We start from the raw sequence: 22,758 nt of genomic DNA, 5'->3' as shown, positions 1-22,758 counted from the left end.
CCTTTCACATTATCAGACATTATTTAGCTCAAATGAAAGCTAACTATCAGGAACCTTATTGTATAGGAATTATTAATAATTTGCAACTTAAACAAGAGTAAATATACAAGTTATAGACATGGAAATTGGAGTGATAGAAGTGAATGTGATAATATATATAGGAACTTGTTACTCCAGTTTACAAGTAAACAAAATAAGAATCGGACATTAAAGGGGAGAATTTAATGAATAATAACCAACATGATACTATTCAACAGTTAATTAATTATGTTTCTAAAGATGAGAGTGTTCTAGCACTTATACTATGTGGTTCTATAGCAAGAGGAACTGAAACAGATCGTTCAGATATTGATGTTATTGTTGTTGTAACAGATGCAAGATTCAATAGGGAAAGAACTTGCAAAAACTATTTTTGGGGAACGGATTTTGATTCAAAAGACTTTAAAGTAGAAGTTGATGGAAAAATAATACCCAAAGAATTCTTGGAAAAGGTATGGAAGGATGGCAATGAAAGTATTAAAAGTACATTGTATCATTCCAAAGTACTTTATTCTCGAGATAGTGATATTGATAGACTACTATTAGACAAACCGAATATATTGATTGGTGAAAAAAGTGAAAATATAAGAAAGTTTTATTCTCTAATGAAGAGTAGTAGATTTAGCGCTGGTGATGATTTAGAGAATACATTTTATCTAAATAAATGTATTTATGATACTGCTTTTTATGCATGCCGTTTGGTATTAGCACATAACAATATTCTTTATCCATGTGTCAAAAACATGTATAAGGAATTGGAAAATTGTAAAGATATCCCCAAGGACTTTATATTATTACTAAATGAAGTGATGCATACTTATTCCTATAAGAAAATGGTGGAATTCTATAACTATGTTAATAATTATTTCATAGAATATCATTTTGACAATCGATTAAGAAGGGGATATGTTTTAGAAAATGAACTATTTTGGTTTTTTAACACTGTTCCATATGCAGAGATTTAAAGCCTAAAAGCCATTAATATAGGCTATTAGGCTTTCTACTAGCTCTCTTATACTCACTAGGCTTCATCCCCATATGCTTTTCAAAAACAGTACTAAAATACTTTGGGTTGCCATAACCAATTTGTTCAGCGATTTCATAGATTTTGAGGTCGCTGGTTTCTAAGAGATCTTTAGCAACTTCAACACGAACCTTGGTTAAGTATTGTAAGTAGTTTGTACCCGTTTTAGACTTAAAAAGGTTACTGAGGTAATAAGGGTTTATATAGAATGTATCAGCGATGCTGGATAATGTAATGTTCTGTGCATAGTTTTTCTTAATGTATAGCTTGATTTTATCGATCATAGCAAGGGTATCTTTTTTCTTATTAGCCTGTACATAATCCATGATGGTGTTGATGATATTAATGAACCAATTAATCAGTTCATCGTAGGTAAGAAAACGAAAAATACTGTTCAAGGTCATAATATCTTGCCCAACGATTTCAGACATCTGTTCATGAAGATTAGGATGTTCCCGCAGTATTGGAATAATGAAATATAGGCAGTTCAGCTTTAAGTCTAAGAGTGAGACATCTTTTTTGTGAGACAGTGTACAGAAGTAATCTTGAATGAGTTTTTTTGCAGTATCTTTTTGATGATGTTCGATACAGCTTGTTAGCTGGTTGAACATATCCGTGGAGAACATGTTGCTGCTTTTTGCTAATTTCTCCACATTTTCAATGATAATTACGCTGTTATTGCCCTTAATGAGTTTGTAACTAAGGGCATTCTGAGCTTCTGAAAAAGACTTACCTAGACCATTAAGATGCTTGTATGGACGGCCTACAGCCAAGGTGGTTTTCGTATTGAGGATTTGATCGGTTTTATAGTGAATATCATAGTAGAAATCTTGTCGTCTAGGGTTGTTATAGATGATACAAGCAATCTGGTCCTTACGATAGAGGAATAAACGAATCTCTGTTGCATTCATGTTAAGCTCTTTTTCAAGAATAGGAAGCTGTGTACTTACATCTGTAGAGAGTTCACTTTCTATGGATATAACCCCACAGGTATAATCCGAAGCTTCAATGCGCATTTGGATTAATTGCAATAAATTTTTAATGTCTTCGTTGCTATCCGAATAGCCGTCTACGATATCTCTAAGAACGGATGAACGATAGATCATACTTTGGTTGATATAATCGGTCTTTAATTGGTTGATTTCATTCTTTTCCTTATTTTCACGTTCTAACTCATGAAGGATATGGGTTAAGCATTTTTCAAGATGTTCTTCTTCTAATGGTTTCAAAAGATATGATTTAACACCAAGGGTGATGGCACTTTTGGCATAGTCAAATTCGGAGTGCCCGCTTAGTATAATGAATTTACCAGGAATGTTTTCACTTTTTAACCGTTTAATCATATCAATACCATCTAAGTTAGGCATCTTGATATCACTAATAATAATATCAGGACGTAAAGCTTTAACAGCATCATATCCTAACAAACCATCATCCACATCTGCAATCACTTCACAGTTAAATGAAGCCCAATCAATGATTACTTTTAAACCTTCTCTTATATTCTTCTCATCATCAACAATCAGTACTTTATACATATTTTATCCTCCTATATATGGGGTATCATGAGTGTGACAGTGGTGCCTTGTAATGGTTTAGATTCATAGTAGATATCAAAATTTGTACCATAGTGTAAACGTAGCCGTGATGTGACATTCTTAATGCCAATACTTCCTTTTGCTAAAACTTGGTCATCGTGCAGGTGTTTGTTAAGTGCATCCAATTTTTCTTGGCACATACCAGAACCGTTATCATGAATTTTAATGGTAATGATATTGTGAGCTATACGGCCTTGGATGGAGATGATACAGTTTTCTTTTTTGTCTTTGAAGCCGTGATTAATGGAATTCTCAATAATCGGTTGAAATACAAGGCTGATGATCTGAGCATTCATGACTTCGTCAGGCACATCCAGTACCAGTGAAAACCGATTCTCATATCGAATATTTTGCAGATCGATGTAGGTATCAATGTAATTAATCTCATCAAAAATATAGTTGATGTTCTGAGTGCGATTAAGGGATAAACGAAACATCTTGCCCAATATTTTTATCATATTTGCCACTTCTTTATCATGGTTGATTGCAGCCTTCATACGGATGGATTCCAAGGTGTTATAGAGCATATGTGGGTTGATTTGCGTCTGCAAAGCCGCAAGTTCAGCCTCTTTTTTATTAAGGCGAGCCACATAAACGTCTTCAATAAGTGTTTTTATACGTAGGACCATTTTGTTATAGGCATTTGTTAAGATACCAATTTCATCTCTACGCCCATCATCTTCAATAGACTCATAAGAACCAGAATCAATTCGATTCATCACATTGGTTAAAGAGATAATGGGTTTAGAAAGATGTCCACTCCAGTAGAAGCTCAGAAAGGTTATTAAAAATACACTAACAAGCACGATGGATAGGGTAATGGCAAGCATACGCTTGTTTTCTTTATAGAGTGTATCTTTTGAAATATACGTTGAAACTTCTATGTCAAATATGTCTAAGTATTTTTTAATAAAAATATAGTTGGATAAATCCTTAGAAGGTACTTTGTCAGGTGTGGCGTCTGAATTATAGAGATAACCTTTTGGGTTTTTGATGACTGCCTGTGCATCATAGGCATAAATAAAATCTGTTTTGAACCGTGAGTGTACGAGGTTATCGGGTTTAATGTCAAACAATAAGACACCTCCAACTTTACCGTCAGGTGTTATGAGAAGACGACCAATGGTAATGGTCGTAATGTGTTCATTGATATCCACGTAAGGCAAATCATGTGCTGTGGTGATAATCATCTCTCCGTTGGAATTAAGAATATCTTTGTACCAAGTTTGTTGATAGAGTAATTCAGGTATAATCGCTTCCTGTGCATAACCAATGGCATGTATATCCTTATGGTTGGTGACAATGGTGATGCCAAATATAGAGGGGGTTTGTACCACAAAAGAATAGAGCATTTTATCAATCTCGAGTTTGAAGTTAATTTTGTCAAAGGTTTCATAACGACCAGAGTGCTGTAAGTACTCAAATAACTCCGCGTTATAGAATATTGTTTTTGACAGGTTATTAATCAGTGTGAGGTCCCCGTTAACATCTTGAGCCATCTGATCCGTGTAGAGTTCCATAAACTCATAGGAGGTTTTCTCAATGTTATTATTGGAAAAATTGTAGATAAATAGGGAGACAACGATGGTTGGAAGGACACATAGAATCAGGTAACTGGCGAAAAGTTTATTTCTTAATTTAAGGTTATTTAATTTCAGCATGTGGGACACCTCGTTTTCTATCTCTATTTAATCAGATAACCGCGAATATAGCAATATGTAAAAGTTACCGACTAAAAAATGAATACCTTTATACTTAAAAATGATTACTTTTATTCTGCGTTAATCCGTTTATAATGCATAGTGTAGCGAATAGATTTTTGGAAAGGACATGTAGCAATGGGTCTAAAAGAGAACATAAAAAAGTATTGGGAACTCTATCTGATGGTGATTCCTGGCATCATATTCTTTATATTATTTAAGTACGTACCTATGCTGGGGATTACCATAGCCTTTAAAGATTATGGTATTTTTACTGGGATCAAAGATAGCCCTTGGGTAGGCTTGAAGCATTTCAAAGCATTTTTTGAGTATCCAGACTTCTGGAGGGTATTTAATAATACGATGATTATTGGTTTCTTAAAAATCGTGTTATCTTTTCCAGTACCAATTGTATTATCATTATTATTGAACGAAGTAAGAAACCTAAAATTCAAAAAAACCGTGCAAACTGTTTTTTATATTCCTCATTTTTTTTCTTGGGTTATCATTGCAGGGTTAACATTTGACTTGTTATCCGCCAATGGTGTGGTAAATTCATTATTGGGCATGTTAGGCTATGAACCCATATTATTTATGCAGCGAACAGAGTATTTCAGATTAATTGTGGTATTAACAGGTATCTGGCGGGATGCCGGTTGGGGTACCATTGTCATTTTAGCAGCCATTAGCGGGATTAATCCAAGTGTATATGAAGCCGCTAAGATTGATGGTGCCGGAAGATTTAAGCAGATGCTTAATATAACATTGCCCCTTCTTGTACCAACATTACTTGTGCTTTTATTACTGCAAATAGGCAGGTTTTTAGATATTGGTTTTGAACATGTCTATAACCTTCTAACACCTATGACACAATCTGTAGGTGACACCATTGATACCTATGTGTACCGGGTTGGTATTTTGCAGGGGCAGTTTAGCGCAACCACCGCTATTGGTGTGTTTCAATCCGTAGTTGGGTTGACGCTAGTGTTAGCCTTTAATAAGCTATCAAAGAAATTTTCAGAAGGGGGTATTATCTGATGAGAAGAAAAATAATTGATAAACTGTATGATGGTATAATAGCTTTGTTTCTATCCATCGTAGGCATCATCATGATTGTACCTCTCTTGTCTGTGTTGGCAACATCTTTGAGTAAGTCCATAGCTGTGGAAGCAGGAAAAGTATTTCTGTTACCTGTGGACATCACCCTTGCTTCATGGCGGTACATTCTCTTAAGAGCAGATTTATGGAGGTCCTTTGGCGTTACATTTCTTGCGACAGTTATTGGTACTACGCTAGCACTGATTATTACAGCATTTCTGGCTTACCCCCTGTCTAAGAAATATTTCGCTTTGGCAAAGATTCTAGGGGTTTTTGTAATCATTACCATGATATTCAAAGCGCCCATAATTCCTTATTTCTTAACCATTAAGAATCTTGGATTATTTGATAATTTTTTTGTACTGGTTTTGCCCCATACAGTAACGGCCTATAACTTGGTGATTATGCGTTCTTTTTTCTCACAATTACCAGCAGATCTTGAAGAGTCTGCAAAAATTGACGGGGCAGGTTATTTTAAAATATTTTGGCGTATACTATTACCCATGTCAAAACCGGTCATGGCAACCCTTGGTTTATTTTATTCTGTGATGATATGGAATCAATTCCTTCATCCGATTCTATTTATTCAAAGTCAAGCCTTGTTTCCGTTACAATTAAGATTAAGGCAATACATTACTGCAGGAGAAGACTTGGTTAACTCTTCCATTACAGAACTCTTAGATTACAATGATGTGACGCTTAAGTCAGCAACCATTATTTTTGCAGTCGTACCGATCCTTATGGTTTATCCCTATATTCAGAAGTACTTTGTTAAAGGTGCCATGTTAGGCTCCGTAAAAGGCTAAATGGCTAAATCTATTTAAAAATAATCATATAGATTTGAAAGGAGAACGACAAGATGAAAAAATTTTTATGTGTAGTCATGGTATTAGGACTAATGGTGTCCATGATGGGGTGTGGTAGTCGTGATAAACAAGAAACAATGCCAGCAAATGACACAACAAAAAACAATGATGGGGCAGAGGATAAAAAGCCGGATAAAAAACCGCAAGAAAAAGAAATTCCCTATGTAGAGATATGGCGAGAAAACGTTGGCTATCTTGAAGTGAAGAAAGATGGACCGCAAAGTCAATTTTTCATTGACAATGTTGGCATAGGCGTTTATTCCCCTTATGTGCCTTGGGAAGGCGGCGATGCGTACATTCAGAAACTGAATACATTGACGGCAACAGGGGATATTCCAGATATGTTTCTACCATGGAAAGGGAATGAAATTACACTGGCACAACAAGGGGCTATTGCCGACTTAACAGATTACTTACCAGAATATGCACCCAATGTATGGCAGGCAATTCCAGAGCATGTATGGGATATTGTTAGAGCAGCTGATCCTAAGGGTGAAGGTAGAATCTATTATATTCCTTCTGTTCAACTCTATAACGACTATGGACCATTTATAAGAACAGACTGGTTGGACAGAGTTGGAATGGATATGCCAACAACAAAAGATGAATTAGTGAACGTACTGCGAGCGTTTAAAGCGTTAGATGCCAATGGCAATGGAAATGCGGATGATGAAATTCCCACATCAGGTAGGGAATTTGGTCGCTGGATGGACTACTTATTTGGTATATATGGTATTGCAATGTCAGAGGGATATCCTAACTGGGATGTCTATGATGGTGAATTGACGTATTCAGCAGTAACGCCTAATATGAAAGAAGCCATTGAATTTATCAGAGGATTATACAAAGAAGGTTTGCTGGATAATGAAACATTCCTGAATTCCAGTTCCGATTGGAAAGCAAAGATTACATCCGATAAAGTGGGGATTTGGTATCACTTATCACAGTATTCCCATTCTCGTTTTGAAGCCATTACTCAGCTTAATCCAGATGCAACATTTGCAGCATTACCCAATGTAACCAATGAAGGTTATGACAGCTTTATCACCCACTTGGATATTAAGCGACCAGAATATGTCATCGCAAATAAAAGTGAAGCGACCATCATTAATGCCTTGAAATTACTAAATTTTGCTTTTGACAGTCAGAATAGAGAACTGAATACCTTTAGAGTTGAAGGCATTGATTATGAAGTTGTAAATGGGGAAAAAGTGCTTTTACCAAAAGACAAGTCAACATCAGAAAACGTTCTCCTTGCAACACCAAGAATTACGGAAGAAGACCTCTTTTTCAATACTGAAATTATGTTAAATTCAGTGAGTGAAGACAGAAAGCCAATGTTTGAAACCCAGCTTGCAGTGCAAGAGTCATTCCAAGACTTGGATAAAAGAATTGCTGGTGATGGCTTGCCCAATACAATCTATGATGGTTACAGCGATATTCAACAACATACCCTCTATCAAGAGTATATGACCCGCATCATCATTGGTGATTGGGAAATGGATAAGTTTGATGAGTTTGTTGAACTTTGGCATCAAAATGGTGGTGAAGCCGTTACCAAAAGAGCACGGGAATGGTACAGCAAAGTGAGATAAGCTATGGACGATGAAAACCATCGACGGGTAACAGTCGATGGTTTTGTTTTAGAGTATAGAGGAGTGATGAGGTACGATGATGAGTCAGATAAAAAAAGAAAAAGCGCCATACCTTGTGTGTGTGGATTCAGATGGTTGTGCCATTGATTCAATGGAATCTAAGCATAGGGAGTGTTTTGGACCTGCTTTAATAGATACCTTAGGATTAATAAATATGCAAGAAGTGATGGACTTATGGCTTCATATTAATCTCTATAGTAAGTGGCGGGGTATTAACCGTTATCAAGGTTTCTGGCAGATGATCATGACACTAAAAAAGCGTTATTCCAAACAAGAATTAAGCATGTACGATGCTTTTGGACATTGGGTTGAGACCACCCATATGTTTAGCATGGATGCTTTGAAACAAGAAATGGAAAAAAACCATGATTTGGGGATGAAAAAAGTCCATGGATGGTCAAGAGATGTGAACAACCGTATAGAGACAATGCAAAAGAAGAGTAAGTTATTCGAACATGTACAACCATGCCTTAAAGTCATGTCAAAACATGCAGATATTTTCGTTGTATCGTCTGCTAATCATGATGCCATTGATAAGGAGTGGAAAGCATTAGGTATCGCTCCTTTTGTACAATTGATTGGGGGACAAGAATACGGTAAGAAAGAAGATTTTATCAAAGGATTAATAGAGCAAGGATATGATGCCAATCAAGCGCTTATGATTGGTGATGCACCAGGTGATATGCGAGCAGCAGCACAGAATCACATTCGGTTCTATCCCATTCAGCCTCAGGATGAAGGATGGTCATGGGGCATGTTAAAAGATAAGATATTTGAAGAATTACTACATAATCATGATGATAGCAACGATTATCTTGAAGCCGTTAAACGTTATAAAATAACATTAGGATTGGAGTAATGGAGGATACCATGGAAAAGTGTCAGAAACAGATTTGGGTAGACAATATATTTGAGAAATTAACATTGGAGCAAAAAGTAGGACAGTTAATGGTGTTTGGCTTCGCTGGTCCCGTTATCACGCCTCATATTATTGAGATGATTAAGACATATCATGTAGGCGGGTTTCGCATCGCTCAGAAATTTCATGGAGGCTATGACAGCAAGGAAGGGGCTCACCCCAGCTTATTTAAAGAACCGGATAGCAAATCTTATGATCGGCCTGGGACATTTAAAGCCAAGCGTGTTGCTTGTACACCACAAGAGTATGCAACCACACTGAATACCCTTCGGGACCTTGCTATGGAGCATAACGATGGGGTACCACTTCATTTTACCTTTGACCAAGAGGGCGAAGGAGCGGATTTTCTATTTGGTCAGCGGTTATTCCCATTTCCCATGGGATTAGCAGCTACAAAGGAGCCGGAGATGGCTTATAAAGTGGCACTAAGCTTAGGAAAACAGGCCCGAGCATTAGGAGCAAATATGATTCATTCCCCTGTATTAGATGTGAATACAAATCCATTGAACCCTGAAATCGGTCCTAGGGCTTATTCAGATAAAACAGATACGGTGATTGCCTATGCAAAAGAATCCATTCGAGGGTTTAATGAAATGCATATCATATCCACAGGGAAACATTTCCCAGGACGAGGTGATTCTGTACAAGATGCACATTTTGGGTTACCTGTCATTGATTTATCAAAAGCCGAACTAATGGAAAAACATATTCGACCTTATAGAGAACTGATTAAAGCAGGACTTCCAGCCATCATGGCAGCTTTCACAGCCTATCCGTCATTGGACCCGTCACATGACCCAGCAGCTACGTCTAGAGCAATTATAACAGGACTATTGCGTGAAGAGCTAGGATTTAAAGGGGTTATTACCACAGATAATATCAGTATGCATGGCCTCCTTGATCGCTATGAAGTAGGTGAAGCAGTTGTTAGAAGCTTACTTGCTGGATGTGACTTAATTCTGTGTAGAAATGAGACACCTGTCAACAAATATATTATTGGATGTGTTATAGAAGCCGTTAAAACAGGTCGTTATAGCATGGACATGCTGGATGCTTCGGTGATGCGTATATTGAAAATGCGATACGATATGGGCCTTGCTGACAATGGTGGTAAAGTCAATGCAAGTGAAGCAGGATTACCTTTTTATGATGAAGAGATTATGGCAGTTGCAAGAGAGGCTGCTGAAAAGTCCGTTACCGTATTACGTGATAAAGGGGGTCTACTGCCTGTTTCAAAGGATAAAAAAGTTCTCCTCATTGAACAAACGCATCATTTTCATTCGTTTATCAATAACATGTATGTGCATCCAGGTGTATTATGGGAGGAGATGTTGAAACATTCCGATCATGTATCCGTTGTAGTTGTCAAAGAAAAAGTATCCAAAGCATGTATAGAACGCATTAAAGGCAGATTAAAGCATGAAAAATATGATCTGATTGTGACCACCAGTTATTACAATTACCGAACCCATGCAAACATGATGGAAGTCATGGACTTATTGTGTCATCAAGAAGCACCCGTTATCGTTGTTTCCAATACACCTTATGAAAAGTTTGGTGTACCAAAGCACGTGAATACGGCAATCGTATCCTTTTGTCCATCTGGTAGAGAAAATATCAAGGCTATTGCAGATGTGATCTATGGTTCTATAAGTGCTAATCATGGACTGGAGTTAGAAAAACATTAAATACGAGGGGAGATAAGATGTTTGAGACGTATTTTGGAAATCTAAAGGGTCATGTAGTGGATAAGAAACTCTTTCACCCTTATCCAACGATTCAAGAGCGCAACTTATGGAAGCATGTAAGAAAAGAAGATAAGGCGGTTATTCGAGAGAAAGCTGAAGCATACTTGAAAACACCAATACAACCCTTACGAGCGAGTACATATTTGGAAAGGTATAAAATTGGTAATCGACAAAACTTCGAAGACATCTACCATGTAAGACGTCATCGACTGAGTATGCTTACATTGGCTGAATGTATTGAGCATAGAGGCCGATACACAACAGCAATTATGGATATCATCTGGAGTATCTGTGAAGAATCAACATGGGTATATCCTGCCCACCTTAATCAAGTACCAGACACAGAGGATTGTGGTCTTCATGTTGTGGGAACAACCTATATTGACCTGATGGTAGCTGAAACAGGTGCACTTTTGTCATGGGTTTATTATGTATTACAGACTACCCTCGATAATGAAAGTGTAGCTGTGACATATAGAATACATGATGCAGTCAATAAAAGAGTAATAAAACCTTTTTTAGAAAGAAATGATTATTGGTGGATGTGGCATGAAGACAGTAAAAAAACAGCAGGACATCATATCAATAATTGGACACCTTGGATATTGTCTAATATTTCAGCTTGTATCGCCTTTATGGAGGGTGATCATGCTAAGCGGGTAAGCGGTATAGAGAAAATCATGTCAATCTTAACAATTTTTATAAACCACTATGATGACGATGGGGGCTGTGATGAAGGACCCTCTTATTGGGGGCATGCAGGTGGTTCACTTTTGGATGCTCTTGATATCATCAACAAGGTGACAGATGGTTATGTCAATATCTATCATGAAGAACGTATCAAACAGATAGGAAGGTTTATTAAGGCAGTCAATATTGGTGGTAATCAATTTGTTAATTTTGCAGATAGTTTACCGATTCCAAGTATGGATTACCCATTAGTGGCAAGGTATGGTTTCGCAATTCAAGATGATGACCTGATGCATTTTGGTCTAACATTATATAAGCGTTATGGATATGATATGACTCATACAAGATGCCATCTTGGTCTTAGGCTGATGGCGTATCTGTTTGATGCATATACGGATAAAGCTTCATCTGATTTTAAGTTCAATCTTACGGAATGGTTTGAAAGTATACAAGTTTTCATAGCAAGAGAGCATGAAGATCAAAGGGGGCTGTTGGTTGCTGTCAAAGGTGGCCATAATGATGAAAGTCATAACCATAATGATGTTGGACATATGATTGTATATGCCAATGGTTATCCGTTATTCATTGATGTTGGTGTAGGGGTCTATACATCCAAAACCTTTGGGGAAAGTAGATATGACATATGGACAATGCAGTCAGCTTACCATAATGTACCCATTATTAATGGTAGAAACCAGCAACAGGGGGCTTCTTTCAAGGCATCCATTAAGGACGTTCATATAAATGAACATGTGTCAGAGTTCATATGCGATATCAGCAAAGCTTATCCAAAGGAAGCCAAAGTGATACGTTGGGAACGGTGTATTCGGCTAGATAGAAAAAAACATACCATAAGCATTAAGGATGACTATGCCTTAGAGGAAAACAATGGGCATGTTACACTTGTATTTATGACACTTCAAAAGCCTGTTCTGTTAAGCCCAGGCATCATGACTATGGAATGCCAACAAGAGATAAGAAAAATGGTGTATGATCCTAATCAATTGATTGTTGAAATTGAAGAAATAAAGCTGGAGGATATGAAGTTAGTGGGGGCTTGGGGTCAGATGGTTTATAGGCTGAAGTTGAAGCATATAAGTTGTAAGCGTTGTGGTACATCGACAGTTACTATAAAGTAATGGCTAATGTATGTGCCCATAAGTATTGATGTACTTTAATAACCTATCTTATACTACGGCTAATTTTATAGTCATGATAGGTCGATAGCTTTTAATAAGTATTGTATAATATAGTTACAGGATATAAAAGTGGAGGGAATGGACATGAACATATTGATGATAATGGCAGATCAAATGCATAAAGATGCAATGGGGTTCAAAAGAGATCATGTGATAACACCCAATATCGATCGTTTAGCCCAAAAGGGTGTTGTTTTTGATAATTGCTATGCCAACTCTCCAGTCTGTGGACCTTATAGGGGCAATTTATTTACTGGAATGTATACACGGGATAACGGTGTATGGAACAATAATGACCCATTACCTCACGGAGTAGAAACATTAGCGGATAGTTTCAATAGAGCAGGCTATGAAACGAGCTTTGTAGGAAAGTGGCATCTTGGAGGAGCAGGTAATTGCCCAATACCCGAAGATTTAAGAGGTAGCTTTAAGCATTTTATAGGTTATCAATGCTACAATGGCTTTTTAAAAGATGTGTGTTTCTATAATGAAGATAATGAAGAGATACGGTATGAAGGGCATAGAACAGATGTTACAACGGATATAGGCGTAGAACGATTAAGGATGCTGGCTGATAAAGATAAACCTTTCGTGCACGTTGTTTTTTATCAAGCACCCCATTATCCAGAGCAGCCTTCACCTTGTTATGAAGCCATGTATGCAGAGTCCCCTGTGTTTTTTCCTCTTAACTATCAAGGGGTTGATCCCTTTACACCAACCCAATCTCCCTACAGTCCTCGACCAATAGAAAATGATCCAGATTTTCAGAAGTATGGGAACGATATGGCCCATTATAAACGTTTGTATAATGCCATGGTGACTCAGATTGATACAGGCGTTGGTCGGCTTATGGCAACCTTGGAAGAGCTTGGTATTGATGATGAGACTGTCATACTGTTCTCATCGGATCACGGCGATATGCAAGGAAGTCATGGTCAGCTGAACAAGTGTCTTCCCTATGAAGAATCGTGTGGTATACCATTAATTGTGAATGCGCCTGGAGCAAAAGCAGGAACACGAATAAAGACGCCGGTTTCATGTATAGACTATTACCCAACATGTCTTGAATTAGCTGGTCTAGATCAAGTGTCTGGTAAGCATGGACACAGTTTGGCAGGGTTAATAGAAGGTAAAATAGATGAAGAAGACCATGATTATCCCGTTTTCTCAGAGATTCTTATGAGCAATCATAAACATTGGGTGATGGTCAGAGATAAACGATATAAATTGGTAGTAACCGCCAAAGGGCATGAACCTTATTTATTGTTTGATTTATGGGAAGACCCCGTTGAGATGACGAATCTGGTGGAGTTGCCAGCTTATAAAAGGGTTGTTGAGAATATGCTGGATTTGCTTAATGAAAGGTAGATTATAGAAGAAAATCATGAGTACATTGATAAATGTATCATTACGAGTTATATGCTAATATTCCAATAACCCGAGTGCTTATGAAGGTCTTCATTGGCTAACCATGCCTTTTTATTAATTTCACTTTGTTTATTCATGATACACATCCTCTCATATCCATAGGAGTAGTAAATGCTATATAGGAAATTGATTATCAGACTTCATTATTATAAAACAATTAATACTGTCTTGTGCATTAATTCATTATTACATGTGGTATCAATAGCATTAGTATTCCACAAATATTCCAAAATGCATTTGCTTGCTAAATATGGTAGTGATAAAATAGACATAATATAAGTAGATATTAGCCACAATTCCATATCTACGCTTTTAAATACATACCATAAAACCAGGAGGTTATACATATGCTGTTTAAAGCAAGTTGTTGCTATTCTGTTTTAAGTAACAATGACCTTATTATGCTATTGGAGGAATATTATAAAATAAATAATATCAAGTCATTGCAGTTATATCGTTCCTTTATTGGAGATGTATACTTCATTGAGGATGACAAGCAACAATATGTTATGAAAATATATAAGAGTCTTCCTCTTCACAAAAAAAATGCTAAAAAAAGTGCAAATGTAATGGATTATTTGTGGAAAAAAGGTATAATAGTTCCTAGAGTGTTTAAAAACAACAGTAACCTAAATACAACAACTATCCTTGCACCAGAAGGGGAACGTGAAGTTGTTGTTATGCATTTTATCAATGGAAAAACAATGCCAGTATCATATTACAATGATGTTCATAGAGTTATTGGAAGACAATTAGGACTAATTAGACTACATATGAACAACTATCCTTTATTAGATAGACTAATAAATATAGATGAAGACCATATAATTAATAATTTTATAGAAGTAATGGATGTATACTTTCCAAACAAAATTAAAGAGAAGAATTTTTTTGAAAGTTACGGAGTATTGCTATCGCGAAAAATAAAAGAACTCTATTCGAAACAACCACAGAGTATTGGATTTTGCCACGGTGATTTTCATAATGGTAATATTATAAAAACTTTGAAAGATGATGTTGCATTTTTTGATTTTGATGCATGTGGCATTGGGTGCAATATGTTTGATATTGCAGTTTATTGTGATAAAACAGATTATTTTAATTTGGATAAAAAGAACATATTGAATACGCAAGAAACATTGGATATTTTTCTTGAAGGTTATACCGATTTATTCCCATTAACACAATTGGAAATAGACTCAATACCACTATTTATTGCATTGCGACATTACGAGTTAAATGCTAATATCCCAATAAACCGTGCACCAATTGAAGGCATCCATTGGCTAAATGATAATTGGGTTGATAGACAATATACATGGTTAAAAGAATGGTGTGAAATACATCATCATTTATAGTTCGAATTAGAAAGAAATATGGATAAATGCTTGTGTGGCATGCTACTGAACAATAAAGTTGAGAATCTTTTGATTTTATTATACATCCATGGTCAAACGCTTTACGTTTGAACAAGAACAATGTAGAGTTCTTTCAAAGTATATAAATAAAGGGACTGCGTAAAAACAGTCCCTCTATTTTTTTATAGTCATATTTTATATATTATCAACACATTATCTCATTTATTTTTTTCAATCAATGTTATTAATTCATGCCAATCATTTACCTCTAAATAATCACTTATAGTTGGAACATGGGTATTTTTCTCTTCAAATGCACCCTTGTACCAAATAGGAAATATACCACAATTGGCGGCTCCATCAATATCACATATAGCATGATCACCACAATACCAAACGTGGTGAGGTTCAAGTTTGGCTTTACGAAGAGCAAGCTCAAATATGCGTTTATGAGGTTTCCTAAACACATATTCACTGCTTGAAATAATAAATTCAAATGCATGTGATGGCATATATCGATTAATACGTTCAGTGAGCATACTGCCGCTAAATGACATATTACTTATAACACCTGTACGTATGCCTTTTCTACTAAGCAACTGTAAGAAACCACCAATATTTTTTGTAGGTTCACCAGTAGATGCTGCACCTTCAAAAATCCTTTCTATTTCTAGTGAGGATATAGTAAATACTATTCCAAAATAGTCATAAAGATAGTTTTGAAAAGAATGATTATGTGCTTCTAATACGGATAGATCTCTATGCTTTACGATTTCTCCAAAAAGCTTAGTAGATAATACACATATTTCTTCTGCTGAAACGTTATCAGGATTCTCAACAGCATGAAGAAGTACAGCTTCTGTGCCCTTAAGTATATCATAAGGCTTTTCATCAACTAAGGTTTGTCCATAATCAAAAATAATCATTTTAGGTATATCCATCATGTTTCTTCCCCTTTATATTTACTGTTATAGCATGAATAATCGTTTGAATGAAGATTATGAGCTATACGCTATTTCCTTTATAATTCCATTTCTCTTGTCAGTTCAATTCTACCGATACCGCCTTTTATCCTTTCGCCAGTATACGGATTTTTCATAGCCATAAGATGAAACATGAAACTATCATGACCATATCGATTAGAAATAGCACTGGTTACAAATGATTCATTAGCAGAGATATGGTTAACTTTAGCACATACAGTAACATTTATACTGTTTGGACATAATTCTTTTTCCCATTCATATGTACATTCAAGCTTTAAAAAACTTTCTTTTATACGGGGAGCTTTAATAACTTTTGATTTCTCAGGTGTGAACCCAACACTCGTAAGTTCATCTATATCATGTGCATTCTTGGCTATTGTTTCTTTACACAAATCAACATAATTAGATGATAAAAAGTTTACACAGAATTCATTATCCCTTTTTATGTTTTGGTAAGTATGTGAATGTTTCATCACAGGCATTATGATATAGTAGTTATTACCCTCACCAGAAAAACTTGCCCATCCATGCAATGCTGCATTAGAAAGACCATTTTCTTTTAACGTCGTTACCATAAAGATAACATGAGGGATTGAAGTTAAGTACGACATCCATGGCAGTATTGTGTACTGATTTGGCCAATCTTCAGTTATAATATCTGGTTTATTCTTGTTGTGTTCATAATTCATAAAAGACCTCCTCGCATAATGTTATTACTTTATTTCTATATTTATTATATCACGAACATTAGTTCTAGTGAACAGCTTCCATTCATTATTGTTATATTTTGCTAACAAATGTATAATTGTAATGTAACGATTAAATAACAACACTAATTGTCAATTAGTCGAAACGGCAGTGGATAAAAATAGATTACAGTTTATAAAGGAGAAAACATGGATGCATTGATTTATTTAGAAACTAAACGATTACTACTAAGAAACCATACAATTAATGATTTGCATTCCTATCATAAGTTATTATCGGATAAAGACACAATGTATTATCTTAAAGATATTGAAACATCTACACTAGAAGAGTCAAAAACGAATTTGATTAATGTAATAGAAGATACTTTTTCAAATAATAGAAGAAAATATTTTTTTAGGATTAAAAATAAAGTAACTAAAGCTTATATAGGGGAGGTTGGTTATACAGTTACAGCTTTTACACCATTAGGAAAACTTGTGGACCTTGGATATTTCATATACCCCAAATTTTGGAACAAGGGTTATGTTACAGAAGCAGTTAAAGAGGTAATTCGATTTGCTTTTGTAGATAATAATGTATTTCGAATATCAGCTGGATGCATCAAAGATAATAAAGGATCAGAGAGAGTCATGCAAAAATGTGGTATGATTAAAGAGGCAGAATTTAAAATGAAGGTATGGCATGAGGGAAAAATGAGAGATAGGGTATCTTACAGATTGTTAAAAAATGAATGGATGCTTAACTGCATCAAATAATATATAATTTAGATGATAAAAGCATATAAGAATAACTTTCAAACGTAATAAAAAGGGATGTTAAAAAACAGCCCCTTTTCTATAATTAAGATATGAAGAGAGTAAGTAAGCATTCACCATCTCCTATAATTTCTGGGGACAAACCCTAATAAGCATAGAAATTGGTATTCAGCACGTTTCTTATAGTAAAAAAACAAAAACATATCTTGGCTAATGCATAAACTCCTTCACAATTTTTGCAAATGATTCGGCATTTGAATCCATGGCTGGATGATGACCTTTTGAGAACACATGCATTTTGCTTTCTTTTATTTTTTGAACGAGCGATTTATAGGTTGCTTCAATATCTGGAAAATATTCATCTTCCAAGCTACCTGTTAACAATGCTGGAACTTTTAGTTCTGATAAATCATGGTGAAAGAATTTTCCGATAGAGTTATGATGTTCAATAATAACCCTTGTGTCATGATCAACAATAGTTTCCCAATCACTTCCGTGATTATACTGCCAAAAATTCACCGCACTTTCTATTTGTTTTGATTGATTTCGATCTTCTTCAGCAATATTTGCTACTGATTCTAGAGAGAATTCTCCTTCAAAACTATCTGCTACAACCTTATTGACCAAGTCAGGTCTTTCAAGGGCTACGTTCAATGCAACGAGAGCACCACCGCTCGTACCTACAATATTGACTTTTCCAAGATTTTGATTTTCTAGAAAATGAATAACCTGTAATGCTTGGTCAAACCAAAAATCAGTGGGAAACTGAGTAAGTCTATCGGACTTACCATGTCCTAAAAAATCCAAAAGTATAATCTTATAATCGTCTTTGTATAACTTCAATAAATGTTGAAACATGTTTGAAGAAGCGGTGTTTCCATGCAATAAGAGTAAGGGTTCTCCTTCTCCTATAACATCAAAATATATTTTTTGGTTATGGTATATATGATAGGCCAAGTTAATTCCTCCCTTAATGGCTTATTTTGTATTATGATGCCAATATTATACAGTAATTCATTTAGCTCTGCAACTTGTAGTGTTGTCAAGTTCATTAATTTTTGTAAATTTTGTCCTACTAGGATACCCTTTCCCCTGTATAGGAATTTCTTAATTAAAAACATGATAATAATAAAATATGAAAGGTAGTTATCGTTAATAATACAAGATAACCTTGACAAAATCATTTTTAAAGTGGTAAAGTTTGTATGTCAATGCAATATGCATTGTTCGTAGAATAGTTGACTATGCCTAACTATAAATCTATCGGGAAGGCATTAATACTTTTAATTTGTTAAATAGCTGAAACCTAAGATAATTATTCAATATATATAGGTGGTTTAAAATAGATATACTTAGATAAACACTTGACAACTAACAATAATTAAAATCTATGAGGGTAAAGACAACTAACAATATGAGGAGGAATAAAATGATATGTGAAAATATGATTGGAAAATCGTTTAATAGTCTTGCAGAACGTTTTATATATCCATATAAAGCTCTGTATACAGAATTTGTATATGTTAACAATAGTATGGCAAGTGAAGAGTCTCAAAAACAAATGTATAAATTTCTAGATGAAACAATAGATATTATTTATAAAAAACCTTCTATTATTGACCTTGAACCCTTAGAAGATTCTATTGTTTCTAGTGCAGATTTACGTAAATTTGGAAGGAAGTTCTTTGCCTTTTTTGAGCTCTTATATGACATGGGGATAATGGGTTGTGTAGAAGACAATGTCTTAATGATTAATAAAACAGATTGTAGAAAAATAAAGAAATCTCTTATAATCTTTCAAGTAATTGGTATTTCATGTGAACAAGGTGAAGAATACTGGAGTTTCAGAAATGAAAAATATCCACTCATTTTTCCGGCATGGAAAGAACTATCTATTGTCCAACAAGACAAAAAAATTCCTAAAACAAATAAAATATTAAATTTTATTTTTGCTAGGTATAGCGATAAGCAAGTTCCTAGTATAAAGTTATTTGGCGAGTTAACTGGCAATAAAGTTGGTCTTAATGAGTTGGAGAAGTACTTTATTGACAATGGATTTGTTTATTCAAATAAAGGAATGCAATATACATGGATGAAAGAATATCCCAAAAAGGTACGAGCTCGTTTCATGGTTCAATTTTTCCCAGGAGATAAAGAGCAAATAAGATACGATTTTATCATACCTTACTTTAAAGTTATCATGCATCATTTTAATCAATTAGATAAAGACACAAAGGAATTTGTCTTAGAAAGAACAAAAGATTGCAATAAATGTCGTTTCTGTATCCAAATGGATAAGACCAAGAAGAGAGAAATATTATCGGTTAATATTACCTATAACGAAAAGACATTTAATAAATGTCCGCTTTTTCCTAATTGGAGCCAGAATAAATTAAACGAAAAAGAAGTAGTAGTATATAAAAAGCTATTCAACTATGGTGATCACTTTTATAACAATACGAAAAAGGAATAAACAGCAAGTAACTGGCTAGTTATGTAAGCAACCAATTTCATTTTGGTAGTTTTCTTAATATAGTAGCCTTGAAGTATTCTTTATGTTTTATAATCAATGTCAAGTTCATAAATGTAAAATACTTTCAAGCATTATAAATAAAGGGACTGCGTAAAAAACAGTCCCTTTTACTTATAATTTTCGTATTGGAAAGAACATGTACCCTTGTCCAGTTTTAGGACAATTAAAATCGTGTACAGCACCTACAAGCTGAATATCGTTATCGTTTAGGTATGCTATAACATCAGCAAATGTTTTACTATCTTCGTTCTTAACATAAATATATTCATACGAAGGAATTGTCCATTTTACCCAACCTTTTGGAGCTTGTGCATCATCCGTTACTTCAACACCTGCAAGATAGAGACCCTTTGAAAAATTATCCTCCCATGGTTTAAAAGAATGGGATAAATCAGACATTGCACCCCATAGTCCAAGAAGATTACCTTCCTCATCTTTTTTGGTTAGTTCAGCTACTTCATCAAAATGAGAATTAGCATCCTCCCACAATTTTTGAATAAATCCATTCCCGTCATTTGTAGAACCTTCTTTTCCTATAACAGAAAAAGATTCTTTTGTACATTTTTGAATTTCCATCTCTCATCCTCCTGTTATTATGATATCGATTTTTTTCATTTTTTGACTTATCAATTTCCTACCATCATTATAACACGAACGAATGTTCTTTCGAAAGTTATTATTTGAATTCTTTGCAAAGTATGTTTTGTTATCAATGTCAAATTCATCAATGCTAAATCCTTTTAACCCCCATAAATAAGGGACTGCGTAAAAACAGTCCCTTTCGTTTCAAGGTCAAAATCTTCCTTGTTTTAATTTGATTTTAACATCATAACTTGTTTAAAACAGTTTTTATCTTATCTATTGCCACACTTTCAATAGACTTTATTTCCTTCAACACATCTATTCTAGGTACTATTGGAAGATTGCTTTCAGAAATTTTAAGCAAACTCTCACCTATTAATTTATAATCATGACTCAATGATAAGAAATCATTTGATAAATTAGGATACACGTCAGAAAGTTGCTTAAAAAAGGTTGAAGCCATATTTCGACACTCTCCCCATACTGTTGCGTTCCACCGATTGCCTTGTCCACTACCATGTCCATCTTCAATAGCTTTAATAAAAACATCGTATGCCTCTAAACCAGTGAAATATGGCTTAGTTGTATATTGGTCAGGATTTGTATTAATCTCTAATGCAGAATACAGAGCAACTTTTATCATTTCATCTATTGGCTTTTGTTGTACACTATTGAAAGTAAAAATGCTCATGTGAATTTCATTTCCAATTTCTTCCCATGTACCATATGTTAAATGTCCTGGTGGAAAATCTGTTGACCATGGTTGAGTGGTAATGAAACCAGTATCATCGTAACCAGTTATCAGTTGATATTCCATATTTAATAGAGCACATGGATTATTACTGTCTAAATGTTCCTTGATTGTCTTTTCAATTTGCTCTCTTTCTTTTGTTGTACTTGATTTAGTGAAGAATCCACAGTTTTTCATTTCAATACCAACATTTTTTAGAAGTTCAATAAATGCTGTTAGGTTGTAACAATAGGGTCCACTTGGGCATAGTTCTTCATGTATATTTATCATAAAAGCTTGCCCAGTAAGTCCATAGAGCATCTCTGGACTAAGATTTAAAGAATAAAAATCTGCGACTCCTTTTATTGTCCCCATCAATGTTGAATGGTCAGGTGCTTGATGTAAATTATATAAAATCATGTTTTCTTTCTCCTTTTCCTTTAATTCAGAAATTCTTCTTTTGAGGTTTGCTATTTTCATATTAGCAAAGTGACGCTCTTTCTCAGCAACAGATAGCTTTTTTTGATATAGACAGAGCAAATCAGAAGTATTCATTGTATTTATATCCTTATTGGTAATTTCATTAAGCGTAAAACCACAATCTTTTAACTCAATTATATGGTTAATTTCTAATAGTTGTTCAAGTCCATAGTACCTATAATTATTGTCTTCTATACATGCAGGATGTAACAATCCTATTTCTGCATAATACCTAAGTGTCTTAACAGGCACACCTGTTAGTTGTGAAAAGTCACCAATTTTCATCATGATAACAACCTCCAAAACTTATTGAGTTAACTCTTTAATTAGTATATCATGTCCAGTAACTGGAAAGTCAATATGTATATTATGACTTTGCAAGTTTCATTAAATAATTGCTTTTTAACAGGTGCAAATGTCATTTACTTGAAATTATCAATCCATTCACTAAACGTCACATCACGCTAAACGTCATGAACGGTCTTCCCACCTTTCCTAGATGTTCTATAGCCGTATAAATTGTTTGGAATGTCATTAGATAGTAGTTCCTTTTTTGAAAATAATTCTCATTCGTAACATAGGTTACAGAATTCTATATACCACCATGCTATACTTTGGTCAGTGGTTAACAAAATAACCCAAATATTAGTGAAAAACAT

18 protein-coding genes are annotated in these 22,758 nt (G+C 34.8%); 11 read left to right on the top strand and 7 right to left on the bottom strand.

Features of this window, described 5'->3' with window-relative positions:
• Nucleotides 1-224 precede the first annotated feature (224 nt).
• A complete protein-coding gene (locus HZI73_RS18770; protein ID WP_212694899.1) occupies nt 225-1,004 on the top strand; it encodes a nucleotidyltransferase domain-containing protein in 780 nt (259 codons plus the stop codon).
• 13 nt (nt 1,005-1,017) lie between these two features.
• Here the strand turns inward: HZI73_RS18770 and HZI73_RS18765 are convergent, their stop codons facing one another.
• Nucleotides 1,018-2,601, bottom strand: coding sequence for a response regulator transcription factor (locus HZI73_RS18765; protein WP_212694898.1), 1,584 nt, complete (start codon nt 2,599-2,601; stop codon nt 1,018-1,020).
• Between the two features lie 11 nt (nt 2,602-2,612).
• Complete coding sequence (locus HZI73_RS18760) at nt 2,613-4,322, bottom strand: cache domain-containing sensor histidine kinase (RefSeq protein WP_212694897.1); 1,710 nt, start codon at nt 4,320-4,322, stop codon at nt 2,613-2,615.
• A 177-nt stretch (nt 4,323-4,499) separates the two neighbouring features.
• Here HZI73_RS18760 and HZI73_RS18755 point away from each other — a divergent pair, with 177 nt between their 5' ends.
• From HZI73_RS18755 to HZI73_RS18720, 8 genes are all read left to right on the top strand, one after another.
• Nucleotides 4,500-5,399: an ABC transporter permease gene (locus tag HZI73_RS18755; protein ID WP_212694896.1), complete on the top strand. Its 900-nt coding sequence runs from the start codon at nt 4,500-4,502 to the stop codon at nt 5,397-5,399.
• Nucleotides 5,399-6,265, top strand: a complete 867-nt coding sequence (locus HZI73_RS18750) for a carbohydrate ABC transporter permease (RefSeq protein WP_212694895.1) — start codon at nt 5,399-5,401, stop codon at nt 6,263-6,265. The genes HZI73_RS18755 and HZI73_RS18750 overlap by 1 nt, the downstream gene beginning before the upstream one ends.
• Before the next feature lie 53 nt (nt 6,266-6,318).
• Nucleotides 6,319-7,920: an extracellular solute-binding protein gene (locus HZI73_RS18745; protein ID WP_212694894.1), complete on the top strand. Its 1,602-nt coding sequence runs from the start codon at nt 6,319-6,321 to the stop codon at nt 7,918-7,920.
• Nucleotides 7,921-7,996: 76 nt separating this feature from the next.
• Complete coding sequence (locus tag HZI73_RS18740) at nt 7,997-8,839, top strand: HAD family hydrolase (RefSeq protein ID WP_212694893.1); 843 nt, start codon at nt 7,997-7,999, stop codon at nt 8,837-8,839.
• An 11-nt stretch (nt 8,840-8,850) separates the two neighbouring features.
• Nucleotides 8,851-10,587, top strand: coding sequence for a glycoside hydrolase family 3 protein (locus HZI73_RS18735; protein ID WP_212694892.1), 1,737 nt, complete (start codon nt 8,851-8,853; stop codon nt 10,585-10,587).
• Nucleotides 10,588-10,604: 17 nt separating this feature from the next.
• Nucleotides 10,605-12,476, top strand: coding sequence for a heparinase II/III domain-containing protein (locus HZI73_RS18730; protein ID WP_212694891.1), 1,872 nt, complete (start codon nt 10,605-10,607; stop codon nt 12,474-12,476).
• 144 nt (nt 12,477-12,620) lie between these two features.
• Entirely contained in the window at nt 12,621-13,904 is a 1,284-nt protein-coding gene (locus HZI73_RS18725) for a sulfatase-like hydrolase/transferase (protein WP_212694890.1), read from the top strand.
• A gap of 407 nt (nt 13,905-14,311) precedes the next feature.
• Complete coding sequence (locus tag HZI73_RS18720) at nt 14,312-15,322, top strand: phosphotransferase (RefSeq protein ID WP_212694889.1); 1,011 nt, start codon at nt 14,312-14,314, stop codon at nt 15,320-15,322.
• 218 nt (nt 15,323-15,540) lie between these two features.
• Here the strand turns inward: HZI73_RS18720 and HZI73_RS18715 are convergent, their stop codons facing one another.
• Nucleotides 15,541-16,266, bottom strand: a complete 726-nt coding sequence (locus HZI73_RS18715) for an HAD family hydrolase (protein ID WP_212694888.1) — start codon at nt 16,264-16,266, stop codon at nt 15,541-15,543.
• Nucleotides 16,267-16,343: 77 nt separating this feature from the next.
• Nucleotides 16,344-16,997 (bottom strand): flavin reductase family protein, encoded by a 654-nt coding sequence (locus HZI73_RS18710; protein WP_212694887.1) that lies wholly within the window; start codon nt 16,995-16,997, stop codon nt 16,344-16,346.
• 207 nt (nt 16,998-17,204) lie between these two features.
• Here HZI73_RS18710 and HZI73_RS18705 point away from each other — a divergent pair, with 207 nt between their 5' ends.
• Nucleotides 17,205-17,774 carry a GNAT family N-acetyltransferase gene (locus tag HZI73_RS18705; protein WP_212694886.1) on the top strand — a complete coding sequence of 190 codons (570 nt, stop codon included), beginning with the start codon at nt 17,205-17,207 and terminating at the stop codon, nt 17,772-17,774.
• Nucleotides 17,775-17,984: 210 nt separating this feature from the next.
• On the opposite strand, the gene HZI73_RS18700 is transcribed toward HZI73_RS18705, so the two are convergent.
• Nucleotides 17,985-18,731, bottom strand: a complete 747-nt coding sequence (locus tag HZI73_RS18700) for an alpha/beta fold hydrolase (protein WP_212694885.1) — start codon at nt 18,729-18,731, stop codon at nt 17,985-17,987.
• A gap of 472 nt (nt 18,732-19,203) precedes the next feature.
• Here HZI73_RS18700 and HZI73_RS18695 point away from each other — a divergent pair, with 472 nt between their 5' ends.
• Nucleotides 19,204-20,247, top strand: a complete 1,044-nt coding sequence (locus HZI73_RS18695) for a hypothetical protein (protein WP_212694884.1) — start codon at nt 19,204-19,206, stop codon at nt 20,245-20,247.
• Between the two features lie 171 nt (nt 20,248-20,418).
• Here HZI73_RS18695 and HZI73_RS18690 read toward each other — a convergent pair whose 3' ends face one another.
• Together HZI73_RS18690 and HZI73_RS18685 are read right to left on the bottom strand one after the other, a co-directional pair.
• Nucleotides 20,419-20,883, bottom strand: a complete 465-nt coding sequence (locus HZI73_RS18690) for a GyrI-like domain-containing protein (RefSeq protein WP_212694883.1) — start codon at nt 20,881-20,883, stop codon at nt 20,419-20,421.
• 250 nt (nt 20,884-21,133) lie between these two features.
• Nucleotides 21,134-22,387 carry a MerR family transcriptional regulator gene (locus tag HZI73_RS18685; protein ID WP_212694882.1) on the bottom strand — a complete coding sequence of 418 codons (1,254 nt, stop codon included), beginning with the start codon at nt 22,385-22,387 and terminating at the stop codon, nt 21,134-21,136.
• Between the last annotated feature and the right edge of the window lie 371 nt (nt 22,388-22,758).

Origin of the sequence: Vallitalea pronyensis (assembly GCF_018141445.1) — a bacterium.
GTDB classification, from domain to species: Bacteria; Bacillota; Clostridia; order Lachnospirales; family Vallitaleaceae; genus Vallitalea; species Vallitalea pronyensis.
The sequence above is the reverse complement of the archived record's forward strand: the minus strand, read 5'-3'. Positions and strand labels throughout refer to the sequence as shown.

What these genes read in the sequence shown, in the direction of transcription:
- HZI73_RS18770 (WP_212694899.1), top strand. Translation starts at nt 225, where the DNA reads ATGAATAATAACCAACATGATACTATTCAACAGTTAATTAATTATGTT.
- HZI73_RS18765 (WP_212694898.1), bottom strand. Translation starts at nt 2,601, where the DNA reads ATGTATAAAGTACTGATTGTTGATGATGAGAAGAATATAAGAGAAGGT.
- HZI73_RS18760 (WP_212694897.1), bottom strand. Translation starts at nt 4,322, where the DNA reads ATGCTGAAATTAAATAACCTTAAATTAAGAAATAAACTTTTCGCCAGT.
- HZI73_RS18755 (WP_212694896.1), top strand. Translation starts at nt 4,500, where the DNA reads ATGGGTCTAAAAGAGAACATAAAAAAGTATTGGGAACTCTATCTGATG.
- HZI73_RS18750 (WP_212694895.1), top strand. Translation starts at nt 5,399, where the DNA reads ATGAGAAGAAAAATAATTGATAAACTGTATGATGGTATAATAGCTTTG.
- HZI73_RS18745 (WP_212694894.1), top strand. Translation starts at nt 6,319, where the DNA reads ATGAAAAAATTTTTATGTGTAGTCATGGTATTAGGACTAATGGTGTCC.
- HZI73_RS18740 (WP_212694893.1), top strand. Translation starts at nt 7,997, where the DNA reads ATGATGAGTCAGATAAAAAAAGAAAAAGCGCCATACCTTGTGTGTGTG.
- HZI73_RS18735 (WP_212694892.1), top strand. Translation starts at nt 8,851, where the DNA reads ATGGAAAAGTGTCAGAAACAGATTTGGGTAGACAATATATTTGAGAAA.
- HZI73_RS18730 (WP_212694891.1), top strand. Translation starts at nt 10,605, where the DNA reads ATGTTTGAGACGTATTTTGGAAATCTAAAGGGTCATGTAGTGGATAAG.
- HZI73_RS18725 (WP_212694890.1), top strand. Translation starts at nt 12,621, where the DNA reads ATGAACATATTGATGATAATGGCAGATCAAATGCATAAAGATGCAATG.
- HZI73_RS18720 (WP_212694889.1), top strand. Translation starts at nt 14,312, where the DNA reads ATGCTGTTTAAAGCAAGTTGTTGCTATTCTGTTTTAAGTAACAATGAC.
- HZI73_RS18715 (WP_212694888.1), bottom strand. Translation starts at nt 16,266, where the DNA reads ATGATGGATATACCTAAAATGATTATTTTTGATTATGGACAAACCTTA.
- HZI73_RS18710 (WP_212694887.1), bottom strand. Translation starts at nt 16,997, where the DNA reads ATGAATTATGAACACAACAAGAATAAACCAGATATTATAACTGAAGAT.
- HZI73_RS18705 (WP_212694886.1), top strand. Translation starts at nt 17,205, where the DNA reads ATGGATGCATTGATTTATTTAGAAACTAAACGATTACTACTAAGAAAC.
- HZI73_RS18695 (WP_212694884.1), top strand. Translation starts at nt 19,204, where the DNA reads ATGATATGTGAAAATATGATTGGAAAATCGTTTAATAGTCTTGCAGAA.
- HZI73_RS18690 (WP_212694883.1), bottom strand. Translation starts at nt 20,883, where the DNA reads ATGGAAATTCAAAAATGTACAAAAGAATCTTTTTCTGTTATAGGAAAA.
- HZI73_RS18685 (WP_212694882.1), bottom strand. Translation starts at nt 22,387, where the DNA reads ATGATGAAAATTGGTGACTTTTCACAACTAACAGGTGTGCCTGTTAAG.